The sequence below is a fragment of the Commensalibacter communis genome, assembly GCF_947179015.1.
GTDB lineage: Bacteria > Pseudomonadota > Alphaproteobacteria > Acetobacterales > Acetobacteraceae > Commensalibacter > Commensalibacter communis.
Genome location: NZ_CAMXCM010000001.1, coordinates 116,188 through 140,772 on the forward strand (window position 1 = coordinate 116,188; position 24,585 = coordinate 140,772).

Annotated in this window: 29 protein-coding genes and 1 tRNA gene; 16 read left to right on the forward strand and 14 right to left on the reverse strand. The window is 37.0% G+C overall.

What is annotated here, in order from left to right; genetic code table 11:
• Positions 1-10 precede the first annotated feature (10 nt).
• Both PQG54_RS00575 and zwf read right to left on the reverse strand, forming a co-directional pair.
• Positions 11-487 (reverse strand): hypothetical protein, encoded by a 477-nt coding sequence (locus PQG54_RS00575; protein WP_271789405.1) that lies wholly within the window; start codon positions 485-487, stop codon positions 11-13.
• 6 nt (positions 488-493) lie between these two features.
• Positions 494-1,966: a glucose-6-phosphate dehydrogenase gene (gene zwf, locus PQG54_RS00580; RefSeq protein WP_271789404.1), complete on the reverse strand. Its 1,473-nt coding sequence runs from the start codon at positions 1,964-1,966 to the stop codon at positions 494-496.
• A 283-nt stretch (positions 1,967-2,249) separates the two neighbouring features.
• Between zwf and PQG54_RS00585 the strand changes: the two genes are divergently transcribed.
• A complete protein-coding gene (locus tag PQG54_RS00585; RefSeq protein ID WP_271789403.1) occupies positions 2,250-2,510 on the forward strand; it encodes a DUF2312 domain-containing protein in 261 nt (86 codons plus the stop codon).
• A 105-nt stretch (positions 2,511-2,615) separates the two neighbouring features.
• On the forward strand, positions 2,616-3,227 hold the full coding sequence (locus PQG54_RS00590; protein WP_271789402.1) for a hypothetical protein: 612 nt from the start codon (positions 2,616-2,618) through the stop codon (positions 3,225-3,227).
• Here the strand turns inward: PQG54_RS00590 and proB are convergent.
• From proB to rplU, 4 genes are all read right to left on the reverse strand, one after another.
• Positions 3,202-4,353: a glutamate 5-kinase gene (proB, locus tag PQG54_RS00595; RefSeq protein WP_271789538.1), complete on the reverse strand. Its 1,152-nt coding sequence runs from the start codon at positions 4,351-4,353 to the stop codon at positions 3,202-3,204. The genes PQG54_RS00590 and proB overlap by 26 nt on opposite strands.
• Positions 4,353-5,387 (reverse strand): GTPase ObgE, encoded by a 1,035-nt coding sequence (obgE, locus tag PQG54_RS00600; protein WP_271789401.1) that lies wholly within the window; start codon positions 5,385-5,387, stop codon positions 4,353-4,355. Before obgE ends, proB begins: the two co-directional genes overlap by 1 nt.
• Positions 5,388-5,478: 91 nt before the next feature.
• Positions 5,479-5,748 carry a 50S ribosomal protein L27 gene (gene rpmA, locus PQG54_RS00605; protein WP_271789400.1) on the reverse strand — a complete coding sequence of 90 codons (270 nt, stop codon included), beginning with the start codon at positions 5,746-5,748 and terminating at the stop codon, positions 5,479-5,481.
• A gap of 44 nt (positions 5,749-5,792) precedes the next feature.
• Positions 5,793-6,095 (reverse strand): 50S ribosomal protein L21, encoded by a 303-nt coding sequence (gene rplU, locus PQG54_RS00610; protein ID WP_271789399.1) that lies wholly within the window; start codon positions 6,093-6,095, stop codon positions 5,793-5,795.
• A 615-nt stretch (positions 6,096-6,710) separates the two neighbouring features.
• Between rplU and PQG54_RS00615 the strand changes: the two genes are divergently transcribed.
• The 4 genes from PQG54_RS00615 to PQG54_RS00630 all read left to right on the forward strand — a co-directional run bounded on the left by PQG54_RS00615 (position 6,711) and on the right by PQG54_RS00630 (position 9,998).
• Positions 6,711-7,160 (forward strand): MucR family transcriptional regulator, encoded by a 450-nt coding sequence (locus PQG54_RS00615; protein ID WP_271789398.1) that lies wholly within the window; start codon positions 6,711-6,713, stop codon positions 7,158-7,160.
• Between the two features lie 94 nt (positions 7,161-7,254).
• Positions 7,255-8,193, forward strand: a complete 939-nt coding sequence (gene sppA / locus PQG54_RS00620; protein WP_271789397.1) for a signal peptide peptidase SppA — start codon at positions 7,255-7,257, stop codon at positions 8,191-8,193.
• A gap of 30 nt (positions 8,194-8,223) precedes the next feature.
• A complete protein-coding gene (locus tag PQG54_RS00625; protein WP_271789396.1) occupies positions 8,224-8,517 on the forward strand; it encodes an integration host factor subunit beta in 294 nt (97 codons plus the stop codon).
• A gap of 44 nt (positions 8,518-8,561) precedes the next feature.
• A complete protein-coding gene (locus tag PQG54_RS00630) occupies positions 8,562-9,998 on the forward strand; it encodes a mannose-1-phosphate guanylyltransferase/mannose-6-phosphate isomerase (protein WP_271789395.1) in 1,437 nt (478 codons plus the stop codon).
• Here PQG54_RS00630 and PQG54_RS00635 read toward each other — a convergent pair.
• On the reverse strand, positions 9,995-10,288 hold the full coding sequence (locus tag PQG54_RS00635) for a hypothetical protein (RefSeq protein ID WP_271789394.1): 294 nt from the start codon (positions 10,286-10,288) through the stop codon (positions 9,995-9,997). The two genes, PQG54_RS00630 and PQG54_RS00635, sit on opposite strands and share 4 nt — an antisense overlap.
• A 48-nt stretch (positions 10,289-10,336) precedes the next feature.
• Positions 10,337-11,296 (reverse strand): thioredoxin-disulfide reductase, encoded by a 960-nt coding sequence (trxB, locus tag PQG54_RS00640; protein WP_271789393.1) that lies wholly within the window; start codon positions 11,294-11,296, stop codon positions 10,337-10,339.
• Between the two features lie 135 nt (positions 11,297-11,431).
• Between trxB and PQG54_RS00645 the strand changes: the two genes are divergently transcribed.
• From PQG54_RS00645 to PQG54_RS00660, 4 genes are all read left to right on the forward strand, one after another.
• On the forward strand, positions 11,432-11,914 hold the full coding sequence (locus PQG54_RS00645) for an Lrp/AsnC family transcriptional regulator (protein WP_271789392.1): 483 nt from the start codon (positions 11,432-11,434) through the stop codon (positions 11,912-11,914).
• Between the two features lie 43 nt (positions 11,915-11,957).
• Complete coding sequence (locus PQG54_RS00650; RefSeq protein WP_271789391.1) at positions 11,958-12,701, forward strand: polyprenol monophosphomannose synthase; 744 nt, start codon at positions 11,958-11,960, stop codon at positions 12,699-12,701.
• A 34-nt stretch (positions 12,702-12,735) separates the two neighbouring features.
• Entirely contained in the window at positions 12,736-13,383 is a 648-nt protein-coding gene (locus PQG54_RS00655; RefSeq protein ID WP_271789390.1) for a hypothetical protein, read from the forward strand.
• 177 nt (positions 13,384-13,560) lie between these two features.
• Positions 13,561-15,048 (forward strand): ArnT family glycosyltransferase, encoded by a 1,488-nt coding sequence (locus PQG54_RS00660; RefSeq protein ID WP_271789389.1) that lies wholly within the window; start codon positions 13,561-13,563, stop codon positions 15,046-15,048.
• 59 nt (positions 15,049-15,107) lie between these two features.
• Here PQG54_RS00660 and PQG54_RS00665 read toward each other — a convergent pair whose 3' ends face one another.
• The 3 genes from PQG54_RS00665 to PQG54_RS00675 form a co-directional block, all read right to left on the reverse strand.
• Positions 15,108-15,500 (reverse strand): response regulator, encoded by a 393-nt coding sequence (locus PQG54_RS00665; protein ID WP_271789388.1) that lies wholly within the window; start codon positions 15,498-15,500, stop codon positions 15,108-15,110.
• 139 nt (positions 15,501-15,639) lie between these two features.
• Positions 15,640-15,716: transfer RNA gene (locus PQG54_RS00670), tRNA-Arg, on the reverse strand.
• 64 nt (positions 15,717-15,780) lie between these two features.
• The gene (locus tag PQG54_RS00675; RefSeq protein ID WP_271789387.1) at positions 15,781-16,218 is read right to left on the reverse strand and encodes a hypothetical protein; all 438 of its coding nucleotides are present in this window, start codon (positions 16,216-16,218) and stop codon (positions 15,781-15,783) included.
• 175 nt (positions 16,219-16,393) lie between these two features.
• Between PQG54_RS00675 and guaA the strand changes: the two genes are divergently transcribed.
• The 4 genes from guaA (at position 16,394) to PQG54_RS00695 (ending at position 19,547) form a co-directional block, all read left to right on the forward strand.
• The gene (gene guaA / locus PQG54_RS00680; protein WP_271789537.1) at positions 16,394-17,971 is read left to right on the forward strand and encodes a glutamine-hydrolyzing GMP synthase; all 1,578 of its coding nucleotides are present in this window, start codon (positions 16,394-16,396) and stop codon (positions 17,969-17,971) included.
• Between the two features lie 89 nt (positions 17,972-18,060).
• Positions 18,061-18,423, forward strand: coding sequence for a DUF4377 domain-containing protein (locus tag PQG54_RS00685; protein WP_271789386.1), 363 nt, complete (start codon positions 18,061-18,063; stop codon positions 18,421-18,423).
• 53 nt (positions 18,424-18,476) lie between these two features.
• The gene (locus PQG54_RS00690) at positions 18,477-18,929 is read left to right on the forward strand and encodes a hypothetical protein (protein WP_271789385.1); all 453 of its coding nucleotides are present in this window, start codon (positions 18,477-18,479) and stop codon (positions 18,927-18,929) included.
• 261 nt (positions 18,930-19,190) lie between these two features.
• Complete coding sequence (locus tag PQG54_RS00695) at positions 19,191-19,547, forward strand: cyclophilin-like fold protein (protein WP_271789384.1); 357 nt, start codon at positions 19,191-19,193, stop codon at positions 19,545-19,547.
• On the opposite strand, the gene PQG54_RS00700 is transcribed toward PQG54_RS00695, so the two are convergent.
• Both PQG54_RS00700 and PQG54_RS00705 read right to left on the reverse strand, forming a co-directional pair.
• A complete protein-coding gene (locus tag PQG54_RS00700; RefSeq protein WP_271789383.1) occupies positions 19,532-19,930 on the reverse strand; it encodes a hypothetical protein in 399 nt (132 codons plus the stop codon). The genes PQG54_RS00695 and PQG54_RS00700 overlap by 16 nt on opposite strands.
• A 92-nt stretch (positions 19,931-20,022) precedes the next feature.
• Complete coding sequence (locus tag PQG54_RS00705) at positions 20,023-20,322, reverse strand: hypothetical protein (RefSeq protein ID WP_271789382.1); 300 nt, start codon at positions 20,320-20,322, stop codon at positions 20,023-20,025.
• 295 nt (positions 20,323-20,617) lie between these two features.
• On the opposite strand from PQG54_RS00705, the gene PQG54_RS00710 reads away from it, so the two are divergent.
• Together PQG54_RS00710 and PQG54_RS00715 are read left to right on the forward strand one after the other, a co-directional pair.
• On the forward strand, positions 20,618-22,540 hold the full coding sequence (locus tag PQG54_RS00710; protein ID WP_271789381.1) for a ribonucleoside-diphosphate reductase subunit alpha: 1,923 nt from the start codon (positions 20,618-20,620) through the stop codon (positions 22,538-22,540).
• A gap of 116 nt (positions 22,541-22,656) precedes the next feature.
• Positions 22,657-23,496 carry an aldo/keto reductase gene (locus PQG54_RS00715; protein WP_271789380.1) on the forward strand — a complete coding sequence of 280 codons (840 nt, stop codon included), beginning with the start codon at positions 22,657-22,659 and terminating at the stop codon, positions 23,494-23,496.
• A gap of 58 nt (positions 23,497-23,554) precedes the next feature.
• Here the strand turns inward: PQG54_RS00715 and PQG54_RS00720 are convergent, their stop codons facing one another.
• Positions 23,555-24,523, reverse strand: coding sequence for a ribonucleotide-diphosphate reductase subunit beta (locus PQG54_RS00720; RefSeq protein WP_271789536.1), 969 nt, complete (start codon positions 24,521-24,523; stop codon positions 23,555-23,557).
• Positions 24,524-24,585 lie beyond the last annotated feature (62 nt).

Genomic DNA, 24,585 nt, shown 5'->3' on the forward strand with positions numbered 1-24,585 from the left:
AATAATCACTTTAATGAATAGGATAAAAGTGATTAGGAGATCCTTTGTCTACTTGTATATTACCATCTGTTCGATTGACACGAAAGGTAAATAATACAGGAAAATCAGTCCGTGTATTAGAACAACTACTATTATGCTGTTCTCTGACCTGCATATTAACTATTTCGCCGCCATTATCATTATTAATTACAAAAACAAGACAGTTGGTTGGTGTCTGAGTTAATTGGTTGTCAGTAATGACAGTGCGAAGATACTGAGTAACCTGTTTATTATCCATCCAGTTGACTTTTTGTTTAGTCCATTGGCGGGAAATATTATTTAACCATCCCATTTCTTGGGCACCAATAACAGCCGCAGAAAAGAGCAGCGCAAAAATAACACGCTGCATAATTCTGCGTTTCATAGAACGACGAGGTTTGCCTGTAGAGCGAGAAGTAATCTTTTCTTGCTCAACAGGCTTTTGATTCTTATCAGATAATTGCGACATCACAGATTAAGGCATATTTTCGTGCCAAATATGGCCATCTCTTGCTAATAATTGTTCTGATTCCAAAGGTCCCCAAGTTCCAGCCTTATATTTAGAAAGCGGTACAACGTCACGTGCCCATCCATCAAGGATAGGTTCAATCCATTTCCAAGCAGCATCAACTTCGTCCCGACGAATAAATAGCAACGGATCACCCTTTACAGCATCCATTAATAAGCCTTCGTAAGAATCAGGATAACGAATATGAAATGCGGGAGAGAACGCAATATCAATTGAGGTGTTGCGTAAGCTTGTATGAGACTTGCTTGGGTCTTTGACTTGCATAGACAAAGAAACACCTTCGTCAGGTTGAATGCGGATATGTAAACGATTTGGTTCTGAAGCTGTAGGGAACAAAGACCATGCAGATTTTTTGAACTGAATCACAATTTCACTTGTTTTTTCAGCCAATCTTTTTCCTGTTCTAAGGTAAAAAGGAACACCAGTCCAACGAGATGTATTGATTTGTGCTTTGATCGCAACAAAAGTTTCGGTATTGCTTTTGTCTTTTTGAAGCTCCTCTAAGTAGCCAGGAATAGCTTCTCCATCAATAGTATTTGCAGTATATTGACCTCTTACCGTATCTGTTTGAATCATTTCATCGGTCATTGGTTTTAGAGAACGTAAAACCTTTAATTTCTCGTTGCGTAAATCATCTGCGTTAAGGGAAATAGGAGGATCCATTGCTACCATACAGAGGACCTGCAGCAAGTGATTTTGCACCATATCACGCAGCGCACCCGCGCCATCATAATATCCACCGCGCTTACCGACACCAACAGTTTCAGCTGCTGTAATCTCAACATAATCAATGGAGTCTGAATTCCATAAACGCTCGAAGACAGGATTTGCAAACCGTAACGCTAAAATATTTTGAACAGTTTCTTTGCCTAAATAATGGTCAATACGGAAGATATGATTTTCAGGTAAGTGTTTACCAACACGACTATTGATTTCTTCTGCAGTTTCAAGTGAAGTACCAATTGGTTTTTCCAAAACGACCCGCGTCGTTTTTGTTAGTAATTTGCGATTGGATAAATTATCACAAATATCACCATAGAGGCGAGGGGCTGTCGCAAAGTAAAAAATGCGAATTGCGCTGGCTTGATCTGAATTTAATAGTTTTTCGATATCAACCCATTTGCCATTTGGATCTGCCCCATCTAAGCTAACATAATAAATATGTTGCACGAACTCTTCTATTTTTTCAGGCGTGCGATCTTCTTCACGGATAAATTGGTTCAACCCATCACGAGCACGATTTCTGAAATCCTCGTCACTTAAAGGTGAACGTGCAGTACCAATAATACGTGTATTGCCAATAAGTTGGCCATCAAGGAAACGATAATATAATGCAGGTAATAATTTTCGAGTTGTTAAATCGCCTGTTGCACCAAATATGATAAAATCAAATGGTGAATAGGAGTGTGGCTGTTCCATAAAAAAATTAACCTTTCAGATTACTTGTATTTAGTCATATGACTTTGTGTAAAAATATACTTGGTAAAAAACGTTATAAAAATATAAACCTATCATTGAATAGTCAGCCTGACTGATTATCATGATTTAACGTTAGCTTAATATGATATTTTTTTTTTTCAAACTTTTAATTATTGTTTGTTAAAATAATAATGCATCAAATAATTGACCATATTAAAAGGATTGCGTAATGCAATATATATAATAGTCAATATTAGATTATATAAAAACGATAGGAATTAAAATGAGTGAATTTGAAAAAACACCCGAAGTTGGTGGAATCGCAGCAGACCGTTTACGGAGTATAATTGAACGTATTGAACGTCTAGAAGAAGAACGTAAAGGCTTAGCAAACGATATTAAAGATATTTATGCTGAAGCTAAGTCAGCGGGGTTTGACGTTCCTGTAGTTCGTCGTATTATTAGTGCACGTAAGAAAGAGCCATCTGAGATTGAAGAGCAAGAAACGCTTTTCGATATTTATCGCCGTGCGTTAGGAATGTAACGAATAAAAAAGGAAATTTTGACAATTTCCTTAAACTTGATAAATTCGTTTATAATTTTAAGAATATTTTTAATTACTTATAAGTTAGATAGCTGGAATAGATTTATGGCGCTTTTTTTTCCAGAATGGATTCCTTGGTGGTTACAGCTCGTCATTGTTGGTGTTGTTATCATTTTTGGGCTCTGTTTTTTATTAATGCCTTTTTCCGTTTTTGGGTTAAAAAGTCGTTTAACGTATTTGGATCATCAAATGGAAGATATCCAAGCCCAGTTACGCGTATTGTTAAAACGGATCCCAGATGCTCGTGAACGGTTAGAATTTAAATTACAACCGGTTCCAATGTCTGAGCGGGATATGGTGCGTGAAGAAACTATTGCAAGAGACAGGAAGGCTACCAATCCTCCTGAATATTACTCTGTGGTGCCTTCAACTAAAAGCAATCCGACTTGTTTTGATCCACCTTCGCAATCAGGGACGGTCGCTACACCTGTTGGAGTAACTTCAAAAACAGCAGTCTATAATGATGCTCCAGACGTCGTAACCGATAATCGGACGAGAACTAGATCTATTGAACCAGTGCAAGAGAAAGCATCTGCTCCAGTAAGAAGAGAAGAACGTGTTTATGATCCTCCACCCAAATCTGCCAGAGAAGAAAGGCAAGAAGAATCACAACAACGTCGTCGAGCAGAGCCTATTTTGCGTTGGCCTCCGAGATAGATAAAAGGGGAGGAAGTACCATGTCGTCATGATGAATGACTTCATCGGGTCCTTCCCACCCTAAGGAGGTATTAATATCTTCTGTTTGCAGACCAATAATTTGATTAATTTCAGAAGAATCATAAGCAGTAACGCCGCTGCCAATAATATTTCCCTCTTTATTCCCAATCTTGATCAAGTCACCCCTTTGAAAATATCCATCAACTTTGGTAATGCCAACAGGTAGTAAAGATTTACCAGAATATAACGCTTTTTCTGCACCATGATCGATATAAATCACACCTTTGGTGGTCATACCCCCCGCAATCCATCTCTTACGTGCAGTATAGGTTGAGCTATTTGGTAAGAACCATGAGCATCTAGCGCCCTCTTGTAATGCTTTCAGAGGATGTTGTAATTTTCCAAAAGCAATCGCCATGGCACAACCTGCAGTGTTTGCGATGGTTCCCGCAGCAAGCTTCGTTGCCATTCCTCCAGAAGAATATCCAGTAGGGGCTTTGCCACCCATTGTCATAATTTCGGGCGTGATCTCTTGGATAACGGGGATATGTTTGGCATTTGGATCGCTCTTAGGATCAGCTGTATATAATCCGTCAATATCTGAAAGCAAGATTAATTGGTCTGCTCCGACCATTTCAGCAACACGGGCAGCAAGGCGGTCATTATCTCCAAAGCGAATTTCCGAAGTTGCTACGGTGTCGTTTTCATTAATAATAGGAATGCACTTTAACTTTAACAAAGTTTCCAAAGCAGAGCGTGCATTTAGATAATGAAGACGTGTCTCAGTATCTTCTAATGTTAATAAAATCTGAGCAGTAGTTATATTATGCTCCAGAAAGTTTTCGCTCCATGCTTGGGCTAGTTTAATTTGCCCAATGGCCGCCGCTGCCTGCTTTTCTGCAAGTCGTAATTTATGACGATTAAGGTTAAACGTATAACGTGCCAGCGCAATCGCACCCGAAGAAACCACAAGCACATCGCAATTTTGTTGATGTAAATTGGTAATGTCTTGGACAACGCTTTTTAACCAAGATTGTCGAATACACGCATTTTGTCCATCGACAAGCAATGCACTACCAATTTTAACAACGATTCTTCGGGCTTTATTAAGTTGAGGAGTTTGCATCATATTGGGCTAAATGGTTTTTGGTGAGAACTATCATTTAATTTATGATTAGTAATGTAGTTTTGTAAATAATATAAAATATCTTTAACACCATGATGCGTGGCTGCAGAAAGTAAAAACACCTTTTGCCCTGTTGCTTTTTCCAAAGCCTGTTGTTTCTCTGCGGCTTCTTCTGGCGTCAGAAGATCGGCTTTATTTAACCCGATGATTTCGTGTTTTTTTATAAGATTACCTTCGTAAGCTTCCAGCTCATGACGAATGGTTTTCCACGTTTGCACCACGTCTTCAGAAGTGATATCGATCAAATGAAGGAGTAACGCACAACGCTCAACATGCCCTAAGAATCGATCACCAAGACCGCTACCTAGGTGGGCGCCTTCGATCAATCCAGGAATATCAGCCAAGACGAATTCTTCTGTAGAAGATAAACGCACCATTCCTAATTGAGGGTGTAAGGTTGTAAATGGGTAATCGGCAATTTTTGGGCGAGCTGCAGAAGCAACTGACAAAAAGGTAGATTTACCAGCATTGGGTAAACCAACCAATCCAGCATCGGCAATCAACTTCAAACGTAGCCATACCCAGCGTTCTTCACCAGGCCATCCTGGATCTGCACGGCGAGGGGCTCTGTTCGTGCTGGATTTAAAGCGTGCATTACCGAAACCGCCATCACCACCACGGCATAAAGTGATTGTTTTTCCTGCTTCATCAAGGTCTGCCAAGAGCGTTTCTTTGTCATCATCAAAGATCTGCGTTCCAACAGGGACTTTGATAACGACATCTTCTGCAGCAGCACCTGTGCGATTGGCACCAGACCCATTCCCACCTTTTCTGGCGCGGAAATGCTGAGTGTAGCGAAAGTCAATTAAGGTATTTAGATTATCAATAGCTTGGAAAATGATGTCCCCACCGCGTCCGCCATCGCCACCATCAGGGCCACCATATTCGATGAATTTCTCTCTTCTAAATGCGACTACACCATTGCCACCATCACCTGATTTTACATAAATTTTAGCTTGATCGAGAAATTTCATCTTTTATCTATACCTTAAAATATAAAGGGTCGATTCAAAACGAATCGACCCTTTATTGAATAACATAGACCCAAAAAGGTCAATGATCGTTTTATTCAGCAGCGTTTGCTAGTGTTTCTACGGAAACTGTAACGTTTCCTTTGTTACGGCTATCAAAACGTACATTGCCATCAACAAGGGCAAAAATTGTGTGGTCGCGACCTAAACCGACATTAGCGCCTGGTTTAATTTTTGTTCCACGTTGACGCACAATGATGTTACCAGCGATAACAGATTGTCCACCAAATTTCTTCACTCCAAGACGACGACCTTCTGTATCACGTCCGTTTCTGGAGGAACCGCCTGCTTTTTTATGTGCCATGATTTATCTCCTGTTTTAAAATCAATATTGAATAGGTTTATGAATTACGCAGCATTAATTTCGGTAATGCGCAAAACTGTTACAGGTTGACGATGTCCATTTTTACGACGGCTGTTTTGGCGACGGCGTTTTTTAAAGATGATGACTTTCTTTAAGCGATCTTGTGCGATAACAGTTGCTTTTACAGAAGCACCAGCAACAGTCGGGATACCAATTGTACCATCAACAGCTAATACGTCAGAAAAAGTTACTGTGCTTCCTGCTTCGACATCAAGTTTTTCAACTTTTAATACCATATCATGAGTAACGCGATATTGTTTTCCACCCGTGCGGATAATTGCAAACATTATAAACTCTCTATAGATGTCAAATTCTTGTAATGATCTTTACAGAATTTCTTTTTGTTATAATTCGTTTCAGAAGATTAGATCTGAATTTCAGACTTATATCATATTTTTTGATAAAAAAGTCAATCACTAAGTAAATTTATTTATTTTCTTTAATTTAATAATCAGTATATTGATGCTTTGTTATATATTTCAAATCATTCAATAAAATTTATCGTAAAGAACCACCAGAGCCTATTTGCAAATATGAGCCATTAACATATTGATGTTTGTCGCTGTTTTTTGTACAGTTTGTCAAAGAAAATAAAGCGATAATACATATAATAGACACTGTTTTTACTTGAAACATGATTTTTAAATCTCTGTTAAAGTGATCATTATTGCGATCGTTCTTTATGACATAAACATAAAACAAAATATTATCAAACTTTTATTTTAGCTAATGAGTATAGTATCAAGGTTAATTAATTTTTTTATAATTTTGTATAGTAATTATTTTAAATAATGCTAAAACTGTTATCAGTATGTATAGTAAAAGAGTGTTTATTATATAATTTTATTTAAATTTTTTAAATGAAATTCAAATATTTAGTGTGATATTTTGGATAATATAATATGGAATTAGAAGAAAAAAATTTATCATTGTTAGAACTGACTGTCAAAGTAGTTTCCTCTCATATATCAAATAATTCGGTGGGCTCTGACCAGTTGCCAGAATTAATCAGACAAGTCTATCAAACATTAATTTCTATAGAGAAGAATGGTTCCGATACAGAAAAGTTGCAGCCTGTTGTTCCAATTAAACGTTCTGTTTTCCCTGACTATATTATTTGTCTAGAAGATGGGAAAAAGCTTAAAATGTTAAAACGACATATTCAAAGTGCTTATGGGCTGACTCCTGAACAATATCGTGAACGTTGGAACTTGCCTGCTGACTATCCTATGGTGGCACCCAATTATGCAGAGCGTAGATCTAATTTAGCTCGTGAAATTGGATTGGGGCGTAAAAATGTAGCCAGCAGCAAAAGTGAACCACGTAATCGTAGAGGTCGTAAAGAAGATTAGTAATATTCTTTTGACACTATAGGTTTGGATATCTATATATCCAATCTTTAAGGTTATTAAATGATAGTTAATTTGTTACGGGATAGTCTGATCAATGCAATTAGAAAGTGATTTGTTACTAGAACGCCAGAAAATTCGACGAAAGTTGGTTTTATGGCGGTGTATCGCATGTACTATATTTATTGTGTCTATTGTAACAATTATTGCAGGTTCCTCTTTATCTAAAATGGGACGCAATACCGATCATTTAGTGAAGTTAAAGATTGAAGGTATTATTGGTTCTGATGTTTCTAAACAAGTTAAATTGATTGATGATGCTTTGGCGGATAAATCTGTCAAAGGGATGATTTTATGTGTAAATAGCCCAGGGGGCGCCGTTACTGGAGGCGAGCAACTGCATGATGCGGTTACGCGTTTTGCAAAAAAGAAACCTGTAGTTGTGAGTATGGGAGGCGTTGCTGCTTCGGCTGGCTATATGATTTCCGTACCTGCTAATCGCATTTTCGCTCTTAATTCGACATTGACGGGTTCGATTGGTGTTATTATGCAAGCTCCTGATATCTCAGGATTGTTGGGTAAAGTTGGAATTAATGTAGATCAATTGGTTTCTGGTCCGTTAAAAGGTCAACCCTCAATGATTAAACCACTTTCCCCGCAAGGTCGTGAGATGTTGCAAGGATTGATTGAGAATTTTTACGATCAGTTTGTCGGGATGGTTGTTGAAGGAAGACATATGGATGCTGCAAAAGTCAGAGAACTTGGCGATGGTCGTCCATATAGTGGTCAACAAGCGGTTAAAAATGGATTGATTGATCAAATTGGTACAGAAAAAGATGCTAAAAATTGGTTAATTCAATACTCAAAATTACCATCTGATATCAACATAACGGAATTAAAGAATAAGAAACCTTCTAAATGGTTTTCTAAATTTGTAGGCGAAATGTTGGGAGATTCAATGAACGGTTTTATACATCAAATTGTGTATAAAGATCATGAAAATCTCGATGGTGCGATAGCAATTTGGAATCCTTAGGTAAAAAATTATAAAACGAGTATAAATTAAATGACTAAATCTGAGCTTATTTTAGAGATTGCAGCTGCACATCCAAATTTATTAATTAAAGATATTGATTTGATTGTTTCTACTATTTTCGATGAAATCGAAAGTTCTCTAGCCCAAGGCGGTAGAGTAGAATTACGTGGTTTTGGTGCTTTTTTCGTGAAAAATCGTAAAGCACGTACTGGTCGTAACCCAAGAACAGGAGATGCTGTAGACGTTCATGAAAAATATGTTCCTTTCTTTAAAACAGGAAAAGAATTAAGAAAACGGACAAACAGTCAAATGGATGAGGCTTAATTATTTTCGATAAAGCTTAAGGAAATCAGGCAAAGGGGTATAGGATGAGTGGAACTGAAATGATAAAAATTGTTCCAGTGATTTTATCAGGTGGAACGGGTAGCCGTTTATGGCCTGTATCTCGAGCCAGTTTTCCTAAGCAATTATGGCCGTTATTATCTGAAAATTCGATGTTGCAAGATACAGCACTTAGAGCAATTGGGTCTTTATTTACAGACCCAATCATTGTTTGTAATAATGACCATCGTTTTTTAATTGCCGAACAATTACGTGAAATCGGAATCGAAAAAGCCCGTATTTTATTAGAGCCAATAGGAAAAAACTCTGCACCTGCTATTGCAGCTGCTAGTCTATTAGTAGAAGAAGAAAATCCACATTATATCCTTTGGGTGATGGCAGCGGATGCAGTTGTTCAAGAAACTGAACGATTAATTCAGTTGGTTGAAGAAGCAGCGTCTCTGGCTAAACAAGGGAATATAATTACTTTTGGGATTCAACCTACTCGACCAGAAACAGGCTATGGATATATTCAAAAGGGTGATAAAGTCTCAGATGCCCAACATGCTTTTTCTGTAAAAGCATTCACTGAAAAGCCAGACTTTCAGCGGGCTTCTCAAATGGTTGAGTCTGGGCAGTATTTGTGGAATTCGGGAATGTTTGTATTTTCTGCACAAACCATGTTGCAGGAAATGGGAAAATATACGCCAGAGCTGCTTTCGAGTATCCAAACTGCCATTCAACAACGTAAAACTGATTTGTTTTTTGAGCGTATTCAATTGGAAGATTTTGAGAAAGTTCCTGATATCTCCATCGATTATGCAATTGCAGAAAAAACTGAAAAAATGTTGGTGATTGCGGCTGACTTGACTTGGTCAGATATTGGTAGCTGGGATGGACTTTGGGACATTAGTGCAAAAGATGAGGTAGGGAATGTTGCCATTGGCAATGTTGTTCTTGAAAATACACAGAACAGCTATATCCGTTCGGATGACATGGTTGCTGCGGTCAATGGTCTTGAGAACATTGTTGTGGTGGTTACCAAAGATGCAGTTTTAGTTACAGATCGACGCAAATCTCAAGACGTAAAAAGAATCGTTGAAAAGTTAATATTAGCCAATCAGAAAGAAGCATTTGCACATACACGCTGTTACCGTCCGTGGGGATATTATGAAACTTTGGCGAGCGGGCATCGTTTTCAAGTTAAACAATTGGTTGTGAATGAGGGTGCACAACTTTCTTTGCAAAAGCATTATCATCGTTCGGAACATTGGGTTGTTGTTTCTGGAGTGGCTGAGGTTACACGAGATACTGAAATTATTTTGGTCAAAGAAAATGAAAGTATCTATTTGCCTGTTGGAACATTACATCGTTTGAAAAATCCAGGACGTATTCCGTTGGTGGTTATCGAAATACAATCTGGTTCTTATTTAAATGAAGATGATATTGTGCGTTTGGAGGATAATTATAATCGTTTAGACTAAGCCTTATACTTTATAAATATCCATCCTTTATAAGAATTTAAAGTATCTATTGGGGCATTTGTCTGGGTTAAAATGATTTCTTGGGATTGAAAGTCAGGAAAATCAGCGAGTATTTCAGTAACAGCACAATCTATGATTTCATAGTCGTCCTCGGTTGGTTCAGTATCATAATACGCATAAATAAAGACCGAGTTGGTTGTATAATCAAAAGCAATTGCACGAACATTACTTGTAATATGCCCCAAAAAAGCCCTATTGGCAGATAGTTTTACATCAGTATTATTAACCATTTCGAGAGTAGTGGGAAATAATATTGCTATTTCCCACTTTTATTTTATTTATTCAATTTCACTTATAAACCGTTCAGCATCCAAAGCAGCCATACAGCCTGAACCTGCTGCAGTGATCGCTTGGCGATAGGTTTTATCTTGAACATCGCCTGCAGCGAAAACGCCAGGAATAGATGTTTTAGGCGTGCCTGATTGAGTAATTATATATCCTTCAGAATCGAGATCAAGTTGGCCTTTGAATAAAGATGTATTGGGATTATGACCAATAGCAATGAAAACCCCATCAATCTCTAAAGTTGATTGCTCATTGGTTTTTACATTTTTCAAAGCAAGACCCGTAACAGCTTCTGGAGTTCCGCCTGAAAGAATATCTTCAACAACACTGTCCCAAATCACAGATACTTTTGGATTATTCAATAAACGATCTTGTTGAATTTTTTCAGCTCTTAGACTATCACGGCGATGAATTAGGGTCACGTGTGAAGCATGATGGGTCAGATACAAAGCTTCTTCAACCGCGGTATTGCCACCACCGATAACGGCTACTTTTTTACCACGATAAAAGAAACCATCACAAGTTGCACACGCAGAAACCCCATAGCCTTGTAAACGCTGTTCTGCTTCTAGTCCTAACCAGCGTGCTTGGGCACCTGTGGCGATAATAACAGTACGGGCTTTATAGATATCGCCATTATCTGTATGAAAAATAAAATATCCATCTTCCTTTTGAGGATTCAACAAGGAACATTTTGAAACGCTATCCATAACGATTTCAGCGCCAACATTTTTGGCTTGAGCGGCCATTTGCTCCATTAACCAAGGTCCTTGGATTGCATCGGCGAAGCCTGGAAAATTTTCGACATCATTGGTGATGGTTAATTGTCCGCCAGGTTGCATGCCTGTTAATAAAACAGGTTTCATATTGGCTCTGGCACCATAAATCGCAGCGGTATATCCAGCTGGGCCAGCACCAACGATAAGCATATTTGTTATAAAAGTTTCTGTCATATTGTTATATCCTGATTTAATCGTAGCGATTTTTGAAATTATATATATATTGGGTTTATTGTATAAGAAGAAGGTTTTGTTTAACAATAGTCTTTTATAGATATTAGCAAAATGCTAGGGCGGAATAAGAAGTATATGGCACATTTAGTAGACCTTGATAAGATTGACTGGTTGATTTTAGATGAATTACAAAAAGATGGTCGCATTACCAATATAGATTTGGCTCAGCGTGTTGGAATATCTGCTCCTCCTTGTTTAAGACGCGTCAGACGATTAGAGGCGATGGGCGTTATTCAAAGCTATCATGCCAGAATCAACACCGCTGCAGTGGGATGGTCTTTGACTGTATTTGTATTGGTTGGGTTGGATAGCCAAAAAGAATCAGTATTAAAAGAATTTGAAGCCCAGATGGCACAATTACCAGAAGTTCGTGAATGTCATATGGTCAGGGGTGGCGTTGATTTTTTGATTCGTTTTATTGCCAAAGATGCAGAAGATGAGAATCGATTGACGCATGAATTAACCAATAACCCTCATGTCGCACGCGTGCAAACATTGCAAATTATCAGAACCAGTTTACAACGAGAAGGGGTTCCCTTAGAAAGTAATGCGGAATAATTTCCATAGATATAGGTTAGATTAATAGATAGTAAATGATGTTATGAATGCTTCTCGTCCTTTCGAAAATAGACTAGAGCTAAGTGTTATTATCCCATGTTATAATGAGCGCGATAATGTCGAGCCGTTGTTCAGTGCACTAATCAAAGCGTTAGATGGACGGAAATGGGAAGCAATCTTTGTCGATGACAATTCCCCTGATGGCACAATAAAACAAGTCTGGCAACTTGCACAACAAGATCAACGAATTAGAGGGATATTACGCGTAGGAAGAAGAGGACTTTCTTCTGCTGTAATTGAAGGTGTACTATCTTCTTCAGCGGAATGCGTGGCTGTTATTGATGGTGATATGCAGCACGATGAAACATTATTGCCGACAATGTTAGATGCAATATTACGGGAAAATTATGATTTTGCTGTTGGAAGTCGCCATGTCGAAGGAGGCGATAATACTGGATTAGCCAATCGTTGGCGACTTTTTTTATCCAATACAGGGATTCGAATCTCTCAACAATTTTTACCAGTCACCTTGAACGATCCAATGAGTGGCTTCTTCATGTTAAGGCGCTCTTTATTTATTCAGCTGTTGCCCGCATTATCGGGCACGGGGTTCAAGATTTTATTGGATTTAGTCATGTCTGCCTCAGCATCGGTTCGCTTAAAAGAAATTCCATTTCAATTTCGTCAAAGACTTTTTGGCGAAAGCAAATTGGGTTTTAAAATTATGGTGCAATTTTTATTCATGTTGATGGAAAAATTATTCAAAACATCGCTAAAGAAAAAATAGTTTATTATATTTTCGAATTTGTAAGGAATAAGTTATGGATATTTTGCTTATAGAATTACAGTCTGAAGATGTCGTAACAAGAAAAAATGCAGTTGCTCGTATCAATAGACTTTCGAGAGGAAGATGGACTGTTAAAAACAAAGAATTTTTAACGGATGATGCAGTGCTTTCTATTGTAATTCATGCGATAGAACAAGAGATAGATATAACAATCTTATTAAATACTGTAGGTAGTATCAGCCAAAGATACGAATATTACGATTTAAGGATTTTAGAGGCACTTATTCCACTTTATGAGCATGTGTCTATTTCTATCAAAGTAGCGGCATGTACATGGACAATACAATTTAATGACCCTAAAACATGGAATGCAATTTGTCAGATTTTTGGAGTAAAGACAACAAAGATTACAAATAGGTTACTTGGATTAATGATTGCTAGGCATGCAAAGAATGTACCTCAAAATTTTATAGTTAAGTTATCTTCTCTTATTCAAAATGCTTTTGTTCAAGAAAAGAATCTGGATGCTAAAGATGCTTTATTACTTGCATTAGGAAAAGTCGGAAATGACGCAACGATTGCATTTATTAATAAACAGGTTTTGAAGAAAGGAATGGACCGTTTGTTAAAGGAACGTGCAACACATATACTGGAAGAAATAGCCGAGAGGTCTGCAAAATAAGTAATAGACCTTCATTATAATAAAAATATATAAAATTAAAGTGTAAATTTTTTATGTATTTAAATATTATTTTTATAATAGATATGATTAGTAACGTAATTTTCTTGATATGTTACAGTCGGTATTTTATTACAACATATGTACCGGCATAATGATAAAAGATCTGGTTTTGTATTTATGAAAAATAATTTACTTCTCAAACTATCTATTGGGTTGGGTCTGTTGACAATAATACGAATTATTGTCGCAGCTTCTGTGCCTTTATCACCTGATGAAGCCTATTATTGGGTCTGGTCACGTCATTTGGATTATAGTTTTTACGATCATCCACCCATGATCGCACTATGGATCAAAGCTGGTTGTTTATTGTGGGGGAATACAGAGCTAGGGGTTCGCTTTTTAGGTTCACTGGCTGCTTTTATCGGTAGTTTCTTTATTTTTTTTGCTGTTAAAGATTTTAACAATCACCAATCTGATTCAGATCAAAAAGCGCTGATTGCGGTTTTATTATTAAACGCGACTTTGACGGTCGGGGTTGGGGCAATTATTATGACTCCAGATACGCCTTTATTATTCTTTGTGTGTGTATTTCTTTGGGGCTGCGGTCGCTTATTTTATACAAAATCAGTACAATGGTGGTGGTTTATTGGTGCCAGTGCAGGATTGGCGTTACTGAGTAAATATACAGCTATTTTATTGATTATGGCTTTGGGAATATGGTGTTTAATTAGTCAAGAAGGACGTTCTTATTTAAAAACAAAAGAACTGTGGGGTGGTGCAGTTTTAGCCAGCGCTATTTTCTCACCTGTGATTTTTTGGAATAGTCAACATCAATGGATCAGTTTACTTAAACAAGGTGGACGGACAACTGACTGGAATCCTAGTCGCGCGTTACAATTTTTATCAGAATTATTGGGTGGGCAAATTGGTTTATCAACGCCTATTATTTTTATTTGTTTTTGTATTGGGATAGTATCTTTAACCAAAACTATTTGGTATAAAAAATTTAGCTCATGCGCTTTGTTATTATGGTTAATGATTATTGTGCCTGTTTGCGTGTTTATCCAACATGCAGTTGGGGATCGTGTGCAAGCAAACTGGGTCGGATTATTGTATCCTGTGCTGGTTGTTATTGCAGGATTGTATGTTACTCAATGGTTGAAGACGGCTATTATTATTGGCTTTTCAGTCATATCATTGGTTTATATCCAAGTGTTATTTGCAATTCTTCCTTTGCCTGCAAAAAAAAATATATTGTTAAAACAGCTAGGTGGATGGCAAACATTTGCACAATCAGTGAACTCTGCGGTTCCTTCAGACCGAGTGATTATTTCTGATAACTATGGGTTGGCATCAGAACTAAGATTTTATTTGCCAAAACGACAAATCATAGTTGTTGGAGATCGCTGGAAATATTTTAATTTACCCGTAAGCTATACAATGAAAGGGTATTATATTCGTAAACAGAATAATAAAGAATCTTCTTTTTTATCAGTTGATGAAAATAGCTATTTTGCTCCCGCTTATAATCCATTAGGTTATCCGCCCAGAGGGAAAATAGAACGTCAACAATATGATCAAATAGCGCAAATATATGAATTATATAATGTTGATCTTAACCCAAGATTAGCTACTATAGGTGAAAGTAAGCAGTTGCCAAATTAATTTGCAATCAAATTAAACCATTTATATAAATTTGACGCGAAGTAAATATAATTTTGTTATCAAGCAGAGTTCAATGCTTGTAACGTTTTGGTGACGGGTATTTCAAAAGCTTGCTCAACAGACTTCATCAATGTTGGCAAACGAAACGGCTTTTCTATTCGAGGCAAAGGTAGTCGTGCCAGGCGTTTATTTAACTCGAAATTTCCGCTCATTAGCAAAACTTTGCATTGTTGCGCCAATAATTCTTTGACCAACGGATAAGGATCACCATCTGGTAAACAAGAATCAACGATAGCGACATCAAAACGATATTTAGATTGTAAATGACAGGCTGTAGATACTGAATGCGCAATATGTATTTGTTCTACTTTATCAAGCAAACTGAGTTCAATTAAATCACATATTTCTGGTTGATCTTCTATGATCAGAAGCGAGGAAGAAGGGGGTATCATCAACTAATCAATCATATATTTCGTATTAATGGTATGAAGTAATTCTTTATAACAAAAACTTGATTGTTTGTATAACAAAATTTTCATATATTTGATGATTTTTTGTAATATATCAATGTTTCATTGATGATATTTATAATGGCGCACCCGACAGGAATCGAACCCATAACCCCCAGATTCGTAGTCTGGTGCTCTATCCAGTTGAGCTACGGGTGCGTCTTGAATAAGGCTTTTATCTTATCTTTTTTTTTATTGCAAGTCTTTTTTTAAATTTTATTTATTAATGTGCGATGGCATCGGATAATCCATAATGATTAGGGCGATAAAATGTAATATGCGCACGACAATCAGGCGTTCCATAAGTCCCTATAATATTCTCATTTTGTGCTTTACCTTCGAAAATAAGATCGTATGGCTTGTGATCCATATCAACACGATGAAGTTGAGCAACTAAATGTCTTGGCTTTTGTTTTTTATCGAAATCACCTCTGAGAATCAAAGCACCGTTATCTGGGGAAAAAAGAACCATCTTTTTATCAATGCGTAATGCAGCCATTCTATCCGTAGGGCACGTTCCTTGTTCAACTTCCATTTTCCCCAACCACACACCTTGTGGGTGATCTTCTGCAAGTTTACTGCTACAGGCGCTTAGAACAAGGCAAGTCAGCCCTAAAAACATTGTATTCGTTAAAAAATATCCTAATTTCTTTTTAAACATAGAAGGCTCCGACAAAATTCAATAAAAAACTATAGTATAAAAATATTAAATTGATTTAGTCTTATAAACGAGAAAGTTAAATTTTTTTAGATAATTCCCTTTTTATCTGAATGTTTTTCGCTTATGTGATATGGAAACATGTTTTTTGATAAGTATTAATAAAGAAGTTGGTATGATGACCCAAGTAAGTGACTTAGAACAATCTTTACACGAAGAAAAGATTCTTATTCTTGATTTCGGCAGTCAAGTAACCCAATTAATTGCCCGACGTGTTCGGGAAAGTGGTGTTTATTGTGAGATTTGGCCTTATACCAGCAAGAATGAAAAGATTCGTTCTTTTGCACCTAAAGGGATTATTTTATCAGGGGGACCTGCCAGTGTTGCGGATAAAGATTCTCCTCGGATTCCAGATGAAGTCTTTGCATTGAATATTCCTGTGTTGGGAATTTGTTATGGCGAACAAGCGATGTGCCATCAACTAGGTGGACAGGTCGAATCTAGCGATCATCGTGAATTTGGTCGTGCGCATGTTGATGTTGTGGAAGATAGCTCTTTATGTCGTGGCGTGTGGTCAAGAGGAAGTCGTGAACAAGTATGGATGAGCCATGGCGATCGTGTTGTTAAGCTCCCGCCTGGATTTAAAGTCATCGGAACCAGTGAAGGCGCACCTTATGCAATGATTGCGGATGAAGGTCGTCGTTTATATGGTGTTCAATTCCATCCAGAAGTTGTGCATACACCTCATGGTGCAGCATTGTTAAAGAATTTTACGCATAATATTGCGGGTTGTCATGGTAATTGGACTATGGCGAGTTTCCGTGATTTAGAAATCGCACGTATACGTGACCAAGTTGGCGATAAAAAAGTTATTTGTGGTTTATCAGGCGGTGTTGATTCTGCGGTTGCAGCTGTATTAATCCACCAAGCGATTGGCGATCAATTAACCTGTATTTTTGTCGATCATGGTATGTTACGTCAAGGCGAAGTGGATGAGGTTGTTAAGACATTTACTGGACAGTTTAATATTCCTTTAATTAAACGTGATGCCTCTGATCTTTTCTTAAAAGAACTTGAAAATGTTACTGATCCAGAAGTCAAACGCAAAACGATTGGCCGTCTATTTGTAGAAGTCTTTGAAGAAGAAGCAAAGAAATTAGGTGGTGCTGACTTCCTTGCCCAAGGAACGTTATACCCAGATGTGATTGAGAGTGTTAGCGTTACTGGCTCATCTGTGACGATTAAATCTCATCATAACGTGGGTGGTCTACCAGAACGGATGAACATGCAGTTGGTTGAACCGCTTCGTGATCTGTTTAAAGATGAAGTCCGCGATCTTGGTCGTGAAATGGGTATTCCAGAAAATATTGTTGGTCGCCATCCTTTTCCTGGACCAGGACTGGCTATTCGTATTCTCAGCGATATTACGCGGGATAAACTCGATTTATTGCGCAAAATTGATTCTATTTATTTGGAAGAAATCCGTAGTGCAGGGTTGTATGACGCGATTTGGCAAGCCTTTGCTGTGTTATTGCCAGTACGTACCGTTGGTGTGATGGGGGATGGTCGTACTTACGATCATGCATGTGCATTGCGTGCCGTTACCAGCGTAGATGGAATGACTGCTGATGTCTATCCATTCGATATGGCATTTTTAACCCGAGTGGCTGGGCGCATTGTCAACGAAGTGCGTGGCGTTAACCGTGTGACGTATGACATCACCTCAAAACCACCAGGGACGATTGAGTGGGAATAAGGGTTTAATTATAAGTAAGAACTATAAAAAAGCTTAATTAGTTGAAACACTGATTGAGCTTTTTTATTCTGCATAATAGAGAGTATTGAATGTATAAACGATTTATATTTTTGTGGTTACCTTTTGCTTTTATGATGTTAAGCGCATGTCGTAATTATTATCACCCAAAATATTATACAATTTTATTATCTCAAGAAATTGTTCCTTGTCGTGGATGGATGGGAATGATGGAGAAATGTATGCAGGTTAAAGATTTAAGTAATAAAGATCAAAAAAAGTCAGAGTGGGAATTTTTATATAATCCTATTAAAGGATTTATACCAGAAAAAGGGTATATATATCAACTATATGTTAAGGATACGGATAGAGGAAGGCAAATTCCTACAGATTCTGTTGGGCAATATTGGACATTAGTCAAAATTATTCATCGACAAAAGATGGATGTAAAATGATAAAATACCATTTAGATGGCATATTATCAAAGATCAATAGTTAAAGGTAGTATATGTCTACCCACAAAACAGGTCTTGTTTTATCCCCCAAACATTATAAAAATTGGTGCGCTGAATGTGTTAGCGATTCAGCCGATACAGGGGGAATCTATGTTGTTCTTCATCATACTGATCATTGGAAACCAGTGACGTTTTGGGAACTAACTCTGAATGAAATGGAACAGGCTTTAAGAGATCAGAATATTACTATTCTTTGGGAGGACGAACATACGATCTCTTCGTTTTTGAGTAGCGACAATTTAACAAAGAAATTTGCTAAAAAAATTATAGAGAATTTTTACACTCGAACTGAAGCAACGATGACTTTCAATCTGACCCAACTGGCGTTTGACTTTAAATCTTCGTTAGTCATAGTTTCATATTATGTTGAACAAGAAACCTATCCCGATATTGTTTTTTCTTTCGAACAATTAGAAGCTTTATTACTTGAATATCTAATCCAATAATATACTGTAAGAGTATGCTTATATTTGAGATGCTAATGTCTGAGTAGAGTATCAAAAGACTTTGATTGATCCTTTAATCTACAATAAAATCTATAAAAAACTGATATTTAATAGAATCTGTAATATTTTATTTAAATCATACCAAGCGTTTGACATTATACAACTATTAAGGAGTTAATAGTAAAAATGTGGTTGAGAACAATTATTGTATCTATATTCCTTTTCCTAATAATGCCCTTCCAAACATACGCAGGGGAACCAATGAAAATTCTTATCAGCACGGATGATGGTCAACACTCTATCAATGTGACTTTGGACAATAATCCAACGGCTCGAGATTTTTATCATCAATTACCAATGGACTTAATATTAGTAGACTATGGGGATAAAGAAAAAGTCTCAGAACTACCTAAAAAACTGACTCAGGAAAATGCGCCTAAGGGCCATAAACCCCTCAAAGGGCAGTTGGCATATTTTGCACCTTGGAATAATTTTGTGATTTATCGTGAAGATGCGTCTTTCTATCCAGGAATTATTTATCTTGGTAAAATCGAAACGGGTCTTTTATTCGTTGATGAAGCAGGAAAAATCAAAGTACATATTCAATCTGCTCCATGACTTATTTTATCTAAACGTGTTTGTATTTCTTTTTGTAGTTTTTTAGTTTTAACAGAGGCAAGTAGCATAGTTAGGATTTCAGAATTACTATGCTTATTTTCTGCAATATATTGATGTAGATATTTATTACCTGATTTGATTAATTTTTGAACGATTTTAAGATCATTATAATGGTTTTCAAAAGTTATCATTTGCTCTTCTAAACGATAATGGTCTTCTGCTGTTTGTTCATTCGTGCCTTGTGTGAATATATATAATTCTAAGTGATCTTCTGTGTTTATTGCAAATAAATAGATGGTTTCTCCACAAGTAAAATATTCTTTTTCTAATCTTTCTTTTTTTAATATAAGATTGCCCAAAGAAAAATGCTGTTTGATTCTCAATCATTGGAATCTCTGAATCGTAATGTTTCCATTTCGGAGGGCGGCGTAGGCAACGAATTTTTTTGGTATTGAACATATCACCATAGATGCTGTTACTTAATATTATCTCCATCAATAGTGCAATAAAAAGTACTTTCACTGTGAGTAAGTTGGGCTAAGATTAAGCTATATTGTTGGTCTTTATCAATTTCTATGATTAGGAAATTAGCATGCCATGTTTCTATTCCATCATAAATTTTACCAGTTGAGATTTTATCAGCAAATATTTGTATAGTAAGCTTTAAACTGATTCCTAAGGTTGTCGCTTCTTCATTTTTGATCTCCATTGTTCCTAATAGAATGGATGGGTTTCCTTTGATTTTTGGATTATTTTCGATTTTTCGTTGACCCATTTATTTTGCTTATATGGTTTACTGTGTTCTTGTAGCAATCTGATTGTTTTTTAATTGCTGACCATGATTATAAAATATATTTTTGTTTTTATTTTTGTGTACTTATCACACACAGATAAAATTAATTGATGTCAAGACCATTGTTTAGTTGATTTTACATCATCATATAGATATTTATAATCTTTAAATATACTATATATAGACAATTAACCATTTCATTGAACAATTTATGGTGTATGGTTAGGGATATAAAGAGTCCCTAAACCGTTAATCTTGTTTTACGAGGATATGAGACGTGAGCCCTGTTGATGTACTTGAAAGAAAGCCCTCTGCAACTACAAAAGATAAAGTTGAACAACCAAAGTTTGATTTTACTGATGCGTTGGCAGGAAATGTTCAACTTTATGGACGGTATCAGGTAAAACTCGATCATTCTCGTGATAATTTATTGACGCCTTTTGGTAAGGCAACATTGGATGATCGCTATTTAATGGAAGGCGAATCATATCAAGATTTATTTGCACGTGTTGCCTCTTACTACGGCAGTGATGCAGGTCACGCGCAACGTATCTATGATTATATGTCTCAACATTGGTTCATGCCAGCGACGCCTGTCTTATCGAATGGCGGAACGTCCCGTGGATTACCAATTTCTTGTTTTTTGAACGAAGCTGAAGATAGCCTTAAGGGCATCGTCGAGCTTTGGAATGAAAATGTATGGCTAGCTTCAAGAGGCGGTGGGATTGGTTCTTATTGGGGCAATTTGCGTTCGATTGGTGAGAATGTAAAGCGCAATGGCAAAACATCTGGGGTCATTCCTTTTATTCGCGTGATGGATAGTTTGACATTGGCGATTAGCCAAGGTTCATTGCGCCGTGGTTCCGCAGCTGTTTATTTACCTATTTGGCATCCTGAAATTGAAGAATTCATTGAACTACGCAGACCAACGGGTGGCGATCCAAATCGTAAAGCATTGAATTTACATCATGGCGTGTTGGTTTCTGACGCCTTTATGCGTGCTGTAGAAAAAAATGAAGAATGGGCTTTATTATCCCCTAAAGATCAATCTGTGATTCGTAAAGTTTCAGCCCGTTCTTTATGGATCAGATTATTAACTACTCGTATTGAACAGGGCGAGCCATATATTGTTTATTCCGATACAGTGAATAATGCACGCCCTGAACATCACAAGCTGGCAGGGTTAGAAGTAAAAACATCAAATCTTTGTGCGGAAATTACCTTGCCAACAGGGATTGACCATAAAGGTGAAGAACGAACAGCCGTTTGTTGTTTGTCTTCTTTGAACTTAGAATATTGGGATCAATGGCATCAAAATCCTCAATTTATCCCTGATGTGATGTTGTTCTTGGATAATGTATTACAAGATTTTATCAATAATGCACCTGATGAAATGGCTCGTGCGCGCTATGCTGCCTCTCGTGAGCGTTCGGTTGGGATGGGCGTGATGGGTTTCCATTCGTTTTTGCAAGCGAAAAAGATCCCATTTGAAAGTGTAATGGCTAAGGTATGGAATAAGAAAATGTTCCAACATATTCGCCAACAAGCTGACAAAGCTTCTGTGATGTTAGCTGAAGAACGCGGAGCTTGTCCAGATGCAGAAGATTACGGCATTAACGAGCGTTTTTCAAATAAAATGGCCATTGCACCAACTGCTTCTATTTCGATTATCGCTGGAAATGCCAGCCCAGGAATAGAACCGATCAATGCTAATGTATTTTTACAAAAGACATTATCAGGGTCTTTTACGGTGCGTAACCGTCACCTACGTGCATTGTTGCAAAGTAAAGGACAAGATACAGATGAGATTTGGTCCTCTATCACTTTGAATAAAGGCAGTGTGCAGCATTTAGAGTTTTTAACTCAAGATGAAAAAGATGTCTTTAAAACAGCGTTTGAGTTGGATCAACGTTGGATTATTGAACATGCTGCGGATCGTTCTCCGTTCATTTGTCAATCTCAGTCAATTAATTTGTTTGTGCCAGCGAATATTCATAAAAAAGATTTACATCAAATCCATTATCAAGCATGGAAAAAAGGTGTGAAATCTTTGTATTATTGTCGTTCTTTATCCCTGCAACGTGCTGATGACGTCAGTAATGTTGCGGTAAAGATGGATGTATTATCTCCGATTTCGCCAGCAACACCGATAGATGGCAATACAACGACTGATTATGAAGAGTGTTTATCCTGTCAATAAATTTTATTTATTTGTAATTTTATGAAAACCCCTTATCCTTAATAGAAGATAAGGGGTTTTATTTTACACTTGCTATACAAAAAATAGAAATTCACCATAACAGAAAAGGATATTAAATGACCGATATTCCACAATTGACGTTGAATGATGGCACGAAAATTCCAGCTGTCGGATTTGGCACTTATAAACTCAATGGCAAGCAAGGTGCCAAAGATATCGTCAGAGCCATTCATAATGGTTATTATTTTTTAGATTCTGCTTTTAATTATGAAAATGAAGGCACAGTGGGGGAGGCCGTTCGTCAGAGTGGTTTGTCTCGTGATAAAATTCAAATTACTTCGAAATTACCAGGTCGTCGTCAACAATATGATCAAGCATTGGTCACTATCGAAGAATCTTTATATAGAGCTCGGTTGGATTATTATGATTTTTACTTAATTCATTGGCCCAATCCGCAGACGGGGCATTATGTAGAAGCGTGGCAAGCTTTGATTGAGGCGCGTAAAAGGGGGATGATTAAATCAATCGGTGTTTGTAATTTCTTACCTGAACATTTGGATAACATTATCAAAGAAACTGGGGTAACACCTTGTCTCAATCAAATAGAGTTACACCCTTATTTTTCCCAAGAAACGCAACGGGCTTATAATAAAAAACTTGGAATTGTTACTCAGTCATGGAGCCCGATTGGCAGAGCGAATAATATGCTACAAAATCCAGTCATTCAGGAAATCGCAGATCAATATCAGCGATCTATTGCTCAGGTTATTTTGCGTTGGCATATTCAATTGGGGGCAATGCCCATTCCAAAAGCAACATCCGATGAAAGACAAAAAGAGAATTTGTCTTTGTTTGACTTTGAACTATCTCAAACCGATATTGATAAAATTAAAGGATTAGATAAACCAGATGGCCGTTTAAAGGATCAAGATCCTGCACGTTATGAAGAATTCTAACAATAATTAAACTTATGAAAGAGGTTAATTCACTTAACCTCTTTTTTTATGAGAAGTATTAAGAATCTAGGATCATATCTTCAAAAGCATCTTCCCATGTGCCTTGAGTCGCAGCACGGCTATATTCCGTAGAACGATTTTCAAAGAAGTTTGTATGTTCAACCGCATTCAACATTTCATCCATCCAAGGTAATGGATTTTTATCAATATCATAAAGTGTATCCACGCCCAGTTGGGTTAAACGGCGATTAGCAATAAAACGGATATATTGTTTGACGGTAGCGGCATCCAAGCCTTCAATGTCACCCATTTCAAAGGCAAGATCAATAAAAGCATCTTCATGTTCAACGATCGTTGCGCAAATATCGCGTAATTCTTGTTGGAATTCAGGAGTCCACAAAGAAGGGTTTTCTTGAATAAAAGTACGGAACAGTTTGATAATCGATAAACAATGTAAGGTCTCGTCACGAACAGACCAAGAAACGATTTGCCCCATACCTTTAAGTTTATTAAAACGTGGGAAATTCATCAAAATCGCAAATGTTGCGAATAATTGTAACCCTTCGGTAAATGCACCGAAAACAGCCATGGTTTTGGCAATTTCATAAGGGTTATCAACGTTGAAATTCTGCATATAATCATATTTATCCCGCATTTCTTTGTAATTTAAAAATGCAGAATATTCAATTTCAGGCATGCCAATTGTATCTAGCAGATAGCTATAAGCAGCAATATGAATCGTTTCAATATTAGAAAATGCTGAAAGCATCATCAGAACTTCAATCGGTTTGAAGACCTGACTATAATATTTCATATAGACGTTATTAACTTCTACATCGGATTGAGTAAAAAAACGAAAGATTTGAGTAATCAAATGTCTTTCTGATTCGGTGAGTTTTTTATGCCAATCCTTGACATCTTCTGCTAATGGAACTTCTTCTGGAATCCAGTGAAGACGTTGTTGTGTTGACCATGCATCATACGCCCACGGATAATGAAACGGCTTATAAACAGGGTTATAAGTCATTAAATTATGAATCTTTTCATTATCTTTAGTATCGTTGCTCAACGAACGTCTCCTTTATAAAT